The organism is Shewanella sp. SR44-4 (assembly GCF_014163715.1).
Classification (GTDB): domain Bacteria; phylum Pseudomonadota; class Gammaproteobacteria; order Enterobacterales; family Shewanellaceae; genus Shewanella.
Map to the genome: position 1 here is coordinate 1 of NZ_JACJDU010000081.1, position 8,545 is coordinate 8,545.

Genomic DNA, 8,545 nt, shown 5'->3' on the forward strand with positions numbered 1-8,545 from the left:
AAATAGAAATAGAAAATAGGGGGTAAGGGATCGGGAGTTTAGCTCGCTGGTATTTAGTTATTAATATTTAGTTCCTTAATATTTAGTTATTGCTTATTTTTAAAGATGTAAAATGTCATTTTTGCATCTTGAAAGAGGGGTTTTGATATCTAATTTATTAAATTAGAATGTTGGTTATACAATTTGCAAGGTTCACGTTATCATTGTTTGTGCCTATTGATATTAAGTTAATGTATCAATTTTTTTATATTTCACTAATAGATTTTATACATAATAATGAAGCCCCTCAAGATCTTAACCCACAGCATAGTTTGAAAATTCTCCATAATGATCAGTTTTCAGGGGCTTTATTCATTTATTCACGTTAAGCTAATCTTCTTGTCACTTAGCGCGTTAGCGTAATCAGTGCAGCATAAGGAGATGATGTGAGCGCAACCGAATCTATCAGTATCACTACCACTAAAACCAAATCATTTTTAGCTGGCGCGCTTGCCGTTATGCCGCTAACGATAGCGGTGATCCCTTGGGGGATTTTAGCGGGCTCGTTTGCCCTTGAAGTTGGCCTTACAGCCGTTGAAAGCCAAGCAATGTCGGCCATTATCTTTGCTGGCAGCGCCCAGTTAGTTGCGCTTGGCATGATAAAAGCCGGTATTGGTATCGGCAGTATTCTGATAACCACCTTACTAATTACTTCAAGGCATTTATTGTATGCCATGGCCATGCGTACTCATATTAGCCCGTTGCCGCTTAAATGGCGTTTAGGGCTAGGGTTTTTACTCACCGACGAACTCTTTGCTATCGCTAATCAAACTCACAGTGGTGATAAACCAGGCCAACATCAGTTTGATCGTTGGTACGCTTTGGGCGGCGGGTTAACTTTTTATGTCGGCTGGAATATTGCTACATTGCTCGGCATTGTCGCAGGGCAGTCTATCGACAACCTAGGCGAACTCGGGCTCGACTTTGCCATTGCAGCCACCTTTATTGCCATAGTGGTACCGACAGTAAAGAAGCCGTCAATATTAGTGTGCGTTTTAGTGTCGCTTACGTTAGCTGTGGTGTGCGCAGTATTCGCGATCCAAGCAGGGCTGTTAATTGCCGCTATATCGGGTATGGCTGCAGGCATGACCTACGCCAAACTGACTAATGAAGGAAGTGCAGTGGCAACCGATGTCGATTCAACTCCTAACGCTAAGGAAGATAACGCATGACCTGGCTGATTATTTTATCAATGGCAGCAGTGGTATTTGTTAGTCGGCACTTACTGCTAGAACCTAAATTGCCTATTCGGTTAAGTAAAAATACCTTAACGTTTTTAAGCTATTCAGCACCTGCGGTATTAACCGCCATATTAGCCCCTATCGTATTTGTGCCCGAAGGCCAGCTGGCTATTAGTGTGCATAATCCTTATTTAACCTGTGCGCTAGTGGCCACTGTGCTGGCTTACGTCACCCGTAATACCTTGCTCACAACCGTGCTCAGTATGGGGCTGTTTTTTATTTTGTATTAACAACATACCCTAGATTAATTTCAATCATTGTTAACTGACATTCTGTGGCGCAATAGATTAGAATAACCGCCATATTACGGACCAATTAGAGTTGAGTATGCACGTACACATTTTAGGTATTTGTGGCACTTTTATGGGCGGTTTAGCCCTACTTGCCCGCGCAATGGGCCACAAAGTTACCGGCAGCGATGCCAACGTTTACCCGCCGATGAGCACCCAGCTTGAGCAACAAGGTATTGAGCTAATCCAGGGGTTTGATCCGGCTCAATTAGGCAAAGAAGGCGACAACCAACCAGACTTAGTGGTTATTGGTAACGCCATGAGCCGCGGTAATCCGTGTGTAGAAGCAGTATTAAATCGCGGCATAAAATACACTTCTGGGCCGCAGTTTTTGGCTGAATATATTTTGCAAGACCGTTGGGTATTGGCGGTAGCGGGTACACACGGTAAAACTTCTACTTCAAGCATGCTTGCGTGGGTTTTAGAGTACTGCGGCTACGAGCCGGGTTTTTTAATTGGCGGCGTACCGCAAAATTTCGGTGTGTCAGCACGTTTAGGTAACTCAGTGTTTTTTGTTGTCGAAGCCGACGAATACGACAGTGCCTTTTTTGATAAACGCTCTAAGTTTGTTCATTACCATCCTCGCACTTTAGTGATCAATAACCTTGAATTTGATCATGCCGATATTTTTGCCGATTTAGCGGCGATCCAACGCCAGTTTAATCATGTTATTCGTACAGTGCCGGGCGAGGGTAAAGTGATTTGGCCTAGCGACGTTGAAGCCGTACAACAAGTGATTGATATGGGCTGTTGGAGCGAGCAAGAAATTTATTCTAAAGCCACAAGCTTAGCCAGCGATTCAGCTCAACAAGGTGAACCAAGTGCTTGGCAGTCGCGTACTATTGCCGACGATGGCCATGAATTTGAAGTGCTGTTTAAGGGCGAGTCGCAAGGAGTATTAAACTGGGCATTAATAGGTCAGCATAATATTGAAAATGCCATAATGGCAATAGCGGCTGCTCGTCATGTGGGCGTAGCGCCAGGTCATGCTATTGAGGCGTTGGCACAATTTAGTCCACCAAAGCGTCGTTTAGAGCTATTAGCCACAGTAAACGGTGTGGCGGTGTATGACGATTTTGCTCATCATCCAACCGCTATAGCCACTACATTGCAAGGGTTACGGGCTAAAGTTGCATCTAGTGACAATCCTAATGGCAACATTATTGTGGTGCTAGAGCCGCGCTCAAACACCATGAAAAGTGGAGTACATAAAGATACTCTCGCCAACTCGATGGCATTAGCCGATGTAGGTTATCTATATCAAGCGGATAATATTGGTTGGGACATTCATGCCAGTATGGCTAACGCGCCAATTCCTGTGACTGTGTTTAACAACATTGAAGATATTATTAGCACTGTCGCCACCACAGCAAACCAAGGTGATACCGTGGTCATCATGAGTAATGGTGGCTTTAATGGGATTCACCAGAAAATTATTAAGGCTTTAGCGTAAGGCTTTCGCCGACAGAGGGTACAACATGGCCTACGCCAAAAAAGCTAAAGCAATTAGTCTTGCCTGGACGGGGGCATCTGGCGCTCCTTATGGCATTAAGCTGCTGGAATGTTTGTTAGCGGCCGATTACCAAGTTTTTTTAATGATATCCAGTGCAGCGCGGGTGGTATTAGCCACCGAACATGGCTTGCAACTGAGCGCAAATCCACAAAAAGCCAAAGAGCAATTAATTGAACAGCTGCATAATTCCGATGAGCCATTAAAAGGTGAGCTAGTCGTATTAGGCAAAGATGAATGGTTTTCGCCGCCAGCATCAGGCAGTGCTGCGCCTAAGCAAATGGTGGTTTGTCCGTGCTCAACTGGCACATTAGCCGCTATCGCGACAGGCATGAGTAATAATTTGCTCGAAAGAGCAGCAGACGTAGTATTAAAAGAGCGCGGGCAGTTAATCCTTGTTCCGCGTGAAACTCCGTTTAGTGCCATACACTTAGAACATATGTTAAGCCTTACGCGCAACGGTGCGACCATCATGCCAGCAGCCCCAGGCTTTTATCATAATCCCAAATCGGTTGAAGATCTGGTAAACTTCATGGTTTCCCGAATACTTGATCATTTGGGCATTGAACACGACTTAACGAGTCGCTGGGGATACGGACGTACTCAGTCACACGACATCGACAATTGAGAGATTTATGAAGCACACCATTGAAATGATGATTTCAGAACAAGAAATCAATAAAACCCTAGACCAGCTAGCAGAACGTATTAATGCTCATTACGCCGACAGTGAACGCTTATTAATGGTTGGCTTATTAAAAGGTTCTGTCGTGTTTATGGCCGATTTGTGTCGCCGTATTAAAGGCCATGTTGAAATCGATTTTATGTCAGTATCAAGCTATGGTAATACCATGAACAGCTCGCGTGATGTGAAAGTGCTTAAAGATGTACAATCTGACATCGCCGGCCGTGACGTATTAATCGTTGAAGACTTAATCGACTCAGGTAACACCTTAAACAAAGTGCGCGAGATGTTATTACTCCGTGAGCCAAAAAGCTTAGCGCTTTGTACATTATTAGATAAACCAGAGCGCCGTGAAGTCGATGTTTATGTCGACTTTATTGGTATTACCATCCCAGACGAGTTTATTGTGGGTTACGGTATCGACTACGCAGAGCAGTATCGCAACTTGCCTTACATCGCTAAAGTGGTTCCATTAGATTAATGAGATTTGTATACACTCCCGCTACAGGCGGGAGTTTTGTTTTGGGCGTCAGAATATTTCAGCGTCTTTCTCATTTACATTACGTCATAAGCAGCACGTAATAAAAAGTGTTTAATTCGCAATTCATGGATTAGAGGTATGACAATGAGTAACACCAACAATGCATTGGTGATCGAAAACCTTAAAAAAACCTATAAAGGTGGCGTAGAAGCCGTTAAGTCGATCAGTTTGACGGTAAAGCAAGGTGACTTTTTTGCCCTGCTTGGCCCTAATGGTGCGGGTAAATCTACCACCATCGGCATTATCAGCTCATTGGTACAGAAAACCGCAGGTACAGTGTCGGTATTTGGTTTTGATATTGATAAGCAGCTCGAACATGCCAAGTTATGCATCGGGTTAGTGCCGCAAGAATTTAACTTTAACCAGTTTGAAACCGTGCAACAAATAGTGGTTAACCAAGCGGGTTATTATGGCGTACCAAAAGCGGTTGCATTAGAGCGTGCTGAAAAGTACCTCACCCAACTTGATTTATGGCAAAAGCGTCACGCCCAAGCCCGCGAACTGTCTGGCGGTATGAAACGCCGTTTAATGATTGCCCGTGCGTTAATGCACGAACCTAAATTATTGATTTTAGATGAGCCAACAGCTGGGGTCGACATTGAACTGCGTCGTTCAATGTGGGAATTTTTAAAGCAAATCAACAAGCAAGGTGTGACCATTATTTTAACCACCCACTACCTTGAAGAAGCTGAAATGTTGTGTCGCACCATTGGTATTATCGATACCGGTTTGCTGGTGGAATGCACCACCATGAAGGCATTATTGAGTAAGCTAGATGTTGAAACCTTTATTTTCGATTTACGACACGATCTCGACGTAGCACCAATGCTCACCAATATGAATTGCCGCTTAACTGACGCACATACCTTAGAAGTCGATGTGGCCAAATCGAACAATATCAATGAATTATTTACTCAGTTAACAGCAGCCAATATCGAAGTATTGTCGATGCGCAACAAAGCTAACCGCTTAGAAGAATTATTTGTAGAGCTGGTAGAAAAAGCCAAGGAGTCAAAATAATGAACAGTCTGTATTTTGTGGCTTTTAAAAGTATTTTAACCAAAGAAATTAATCGCTTCACCCGTATTTGGATCCAAACACTAGTGCCGCCAGCCATTACCATGACGTTATACTTTTTAATTTTTGGTAATTTAGTTGGTAGCCGTATCGGAGAAATGGGCGGCGTTACCTACATGGAGTTTATCGCGCCAGGTTTAATCATGATGTCGGTGATAACCAGCTCATATTCTAATGTAGCCTCATCGTTTTACAGCGCCAAGTTTCAACGCAACATTGAAGAAATTATGGTGGCCCCAGTGCCACATTACGTGATGATAGCCGGTTACGTCGGTGGCGGCGTCGCCCGTGGTCTAAGTGTTGGTTTAATTGTTACCACAGTGGCGATGTTGTTTGTTGATATCTCGTTACATCATGTTGGTTTGGTCGTGCTAACTATGTTTTTAACCTCTGTGTTATTTTCACTTGGCGGGTTAATTAATGCGGTATTTGCAAAAAGCTTTGACGACATCAGTATTATTCCAACATTCATTCTCACACCATTAACCTACTTAGGTGGGGTATTTTACTCGTTATCGTTATTGCCACCTTTTTGGCAAGGTGTATCGGGCTTAAACCCAGTTGTGTATATGATCAACGTATTCCGCTATGGCTTTTTAGGTTTTGCTGACTTAAGTGTACCGTTATCGATTGCCATAATGGTTGGTTTTTGTGTCAGCTTATGGACACTGGCTTATTATTTGATATCGCGTGGAATTGGTTTGCGCAGTTAAGTCTCATAGGCGGTAAGCCGCAGCCAAAGCGGTTGTTATCATCTCAGTGTAAAAGGGCTCGTAAGAGTCCTTTTTTGTGGGCGTTATCTATCTATTGGGCTGGTAGTATGACTAAAGCGAGAACCTATAACATGAGTATACAGTTCAGTCGTTTTAAGATCTGAATGGCCTAATAGTTCTTGAACAGTACGAATATCGGTACCATTTTGCAGTAGTTGAGTCGCAAACGTATGCCTAAAGGTATGTGCTTTTACTTGCTTCGGTATTTGGCTGATTAATACTGCTTTGCGTAATTGTTTCCTAAATGTTGTTTCGTGAATATGATGACGACAAATATAGCCATCATATGGATGTGTACAGCGCGTCGATGAGGGGAAAACATACTGCCAAGATAAATCTTTAGCGGCATTACCATATTTGCGTAATAGTGCAGGTGGCAAAGATGCTAACCCATAACCTTCACTTAAATCTTGCTGGTGGCGCGCTTTTACGATACTAAATTGGTTATCCAAAGAATGGCTTAAGGATTTTGGCAATAATGTATAACGGTCTTTTTTACCTTTGCCTCTAAAAATAAATAACGTATTATTCTGTATGTTTACATCTTTAATTCTTAGCTTTAATGCCTCATTTATTCGTAATCCTCCACCATATAGAAGTGATGCAATTAACCAATATTGGCCAGAAAGGTGGCTAATAATGTTTTTAGCCTCCTCGTGGGTTAGCACTGTCGGTATGGATTGCTCCCGCTTAGTAAACGAATAACGTAAATCCGATATCTCTCTTCGAATAATATGTTTATATACATAAATAATTGCGCATAAAGCTTGGTTTTGTGTTGCAGCACTTACCTGCCGATTGACTGCTAAGTGATTTAAGAAACGCTCAATTTCGGCATTACCCATGTCTTGAGGATGTTTTTTGTCATTGAAAAGGATAAATTGCTTTATCCAATATAAATATACTTTCTCTGTTTTGATACTGTAACGACGAGTGCGAAGTTCGGTACGAATTGACTCGAGAAATGGTGATGTTGACATATCAACTCCTTTTGATTCAAACTGACATTATAACTGTATGTATATACAGTTATAATTCATTCTTGTAAAAATGCCAGTTTTGTTCTCGTTATGTAATCGCAAAAATTCTCGGTTTTACCTAAAGGACAATGTTATCCAATTGAATTAGCTTATTTTTGTTAATATATCTGCTCTACATAACGAGTTTGTATTATTCTCGATTATCTAAATTCTCGCTTTTGCCTAGACTAAAAGGTGATTGATTTGGGTTATTTAAGCTGATAAGTTACTAAAATTATTAATAATTAAAGCAGTATGGATGTTGAGTTTTGGTGAGCTTCTCAGGATGTTTACCGGAATTCTCGCTAATACGCTGTTATATTTTCGGAGAGTTAATTGCGTAAATCTCATCTTATAGATATTCTCGATAGTGGGTGGACTCCTTCTATTGATACAAGGGTAAATGATGCAATGGAATATATTACCCAGTATGATAAAAATATTGTTCTAAATACTTTGTCAGAAACATTATTTGATCTGGAATCTCAATTAAAACTGCAAACTGATAATGTTTCAGGTTCGGGTAACCAGCAAGATTTTATTGATGCGTATATATTGGCTTACAAATCATGCATGAAGTTAATAGAAAAATATAACAAGCAAATAAATCAGGACTAAAAACAGCTGGCTTTTGCTCCTGCGTCGCTTATTTTAGCCAACAATTTTTAGCCCATTATTTGGGCGTTATATGGTTCTTAAAGTTTGGAGTTAAATTAAATAAATGTTCGATCTAAATGATGATTTGAAAAAAATAAAAACTAAAGTTTTGGTCATGTCTGGGATTTCTTTATTTATTGCTTTAACACAAGCCTTACCTCAGAAAGTGGCTATTCTTGGTTTAGACTTATCTAAAAATGAAACTATGGCAGGTTGGTTTGTTTTGGCTGTTACGGCCTATTTTTTAATAAATTTTATAATATTGTCAATTATTGAAATAATTCAGTATTACCTTCCAACTTGGATTGGTCGAAAAACTGCGAAAACTACAGGAAATGTAATCGGTTTAACAGAGGATGAATGCTTTCCTGCACACGAACATGAATACCCTGATCCGGATGCTGGAACAACGAGCGGAGAAGTCAACGACATAAGGAGACAAAATCAAGAAATCACATATAAATATAAAACTACCTTTATCAGGGTTTCTAATTTAGTTAAGTTGATTACTGATTTTGTATTTCCAATTTTTTTCAGTGTTATAAGCTTAGGGCTTTTGTATTGTTTTTTAAAACATCAATAAAACCATATAACTAATAAGGATAGGCCGCGCGAAGCCGCGTCCTTATCCCAAGTGTTGAACAAGCCCGAACACGTGAGATGTGACTCTTTATTATGTAATTAACAGTTCGAGAAAACGCGCTGTTTGATGT

At 41.0% G+C, this 8,545-nt stretch carries 10 protein-coding genes; 9 read left to right on the plus strand and 1 reads right to left on the minus strand.

All coding sequences use genetic code 11. From position 1 onward, the window contains the following. Positions 1-425 precede the first annotated feature (425 nt). From H5125_RS20980 to H5125_RS21010, 7 genes are all read left to right on the plus strand, one after another. Positions 426-1,211 carry an AzlC family ABC transporter permease gene (locus H5125_RS20980; RefSeq protein WP_162022308.1) on the plus strand — a complete coding sequence of 262 codons (786 nt, stop codon included), beginning with the start codon at positions 426-428 and terminating at the stop codon, positions 1,209-1,211. Beyond that, positions 1,208-1,510 carry an AzlD domain-containing protein gene (locus tag H5125_RS20985; RefSeq protein ID WP_059746143.1) on the plus strand — a complete coding sequence of 101 codons (303 nt, stop codon included), beginning with the start codon at positions 1,208-1,210 and terminating at the stop codon, positions 1,508-1,510. Before H5125_RS20980 ends, H5125_RS20985 begins: the two co-directional genes overlap by 4 nt. A 97-nt stretch (positions 1,511-1,607) precedes the next feature. Then, entirely contained in the window at positions 1,608-3,023 is a 1,416-nt protein-coding gene (gene mpl, locus H5125_RS20990; RefSeq protein ID WP_182745342.1) for a UDP-N-acetylmuramate:L-alanyl-gamma-D-glutamyl-meso-diaminopimelate ligase, read from the plus strand. 25 nt (positions 3,024-3,048) lie between these two features. Then, positions 3,049-3,708: a flavin prenyltransferase UbiX gene (locus H5125_RS20995; protein ID WP_182745345.1), complete on the plus strand. Its 660-nt coding sequence runs from the start codon at positions 3,049-3,051 to the stop codon at positions 3,706-3,708. Positions 3,709-3,715: 7 nt separating this feature from the next. After that, positions 3,716-4,246: a hypoxanthine phosphoribosyltransferase gene (hpt, locus tag H5125_RS21000; RefSeq protein WP_011638672.1), complete on the plus strand. Its 531-nt coding sequence runs from the start codon at positions 3,716-3,718 to the stop codon at positions 4,244-4,246. A 144-nt stretch (positions 4,247-4,390) separates the two neighbouring features. After that, positions 4,391-5,326, plus strand: a complete 936-nt coding sequence (locus tag H5125_RS21005; protein ID WP_101086323.1) for an ABC transporter ATP-binding protein — start codon at positions 4,391-4,393, stop codon at positions 5,324-5,326. After that, positions 5,326-6,096 carry an ABC transporter permease gene (locus tag H5125_RS21010; protein ID WP_101086119.1) on the plus strand — a complete coding sequence of 257 codons (771 nt, stop codon included), beginning with the start codon at positions 5,326-5,328 and terminating at the stop codon, positions 6,094-6,096. Before H5125_RS21005 ends, H5125_RS21010 begins: the two co-directional genes overlap by 1 nt. Positions 6,097-6,179: 83 nt before the next feature. On the opposite strand, the gene H5125_RS21015 is transcribed toward H5125_RS21010, so the two are convergent. Beyond that, positions 6,180-7,136, minus strand: a complete 957-nt coding sequence (locus H5125_RS21015) for an integron integrase (RefSeq protein WP_101032835.1) — start codon at positions 7,134-7,136, stop codon at positions 6,180-6,182. Positions 7,137-7,511: 375 nt separating this feature from the next. On the opposite strand from H5125_RS21015, the gene H5125_RS21020 reads away from it, so the two are divergent. Next, positions 7,512-7,793 (plus strand): hypothetical protein, encoded by a 282-nt coding sequence (locus H5125_RS21020; RefSeq protein WP_182745346.1) that lies wholly within the window; start codon positions 7,512-7,514, stop codon positions 7,791-7,793. 103 nt (positions 7,794-7,896) lie between these two features. Beyond that, positions 7,897-8,415: a hypothetical protein gene (locus H5125_RS21025; RefSeq protein ID WP_182745348.1), complete on the plus strand. Its 519-nt coding sequence runs from the start codon at positions 7,897-7,899 to the stop codon at positions 8,413-8,415. Positions 8,416-8,545: the final 130 nt, after the last annotated feature.

Bases quoted from the DNA above. Each gene is read 5' to 3' on its own strand.
- H5125_RS21015 (WP_101032835.1), bottom strand. From the start codon at position 7,136: ATGTCAACATCACCATTTCTCGAGTCAATTCGTACCGAACTTCGCACT.
- mpl (WP_182745342.1), top strand. From the start codon at position 1,608: ATGCACGTACACATTTTAGGTATTTGTGGCACTTTTATGGGCGGTTTA.
- H5125_RS20985 (WP_059746143.1), top strand. From the start codon at position 1,208: ATGACCTGGCTGATTATTTTATCAATGGCAGCAGTGGTATTTGTTAGT.
- H5125_RS20995 (WP_182745345.1), top strand. From the start codon at position 3,049: ATGGCCTACGCCAAAAAAGCTAAAGCAATTAGTCTTGCCTGGACGGGG.
- hpt (WP_011638672.1), top strand. From the start codon at position 3,716: ATGAAGCACACCATTGAAATGATGATTTCAGAACAAGAAATCAATAAA.
- H5125_RS21010 (WP_101086119.1), top strand. From the start codon at position 5,326: ATGAACAGTCTGTATTTTGTGGCTTTTAAAAGTATTTTAACCAAAGAA.
- H5125_RS21025 (WP_182745348.1), top strand. From the start codon at position 7,897: ATGTTCGATCTAAATGATGATTTGAAAAAAATAAAAACTAAAGTTTTG.
- H5125_RS21005 (WP_101086323.1), top strand. From the start codon at position 4,391: ATGAGTAACACCAACAATGCATTGGTGATCGAAAACCTTAAAAAAACC.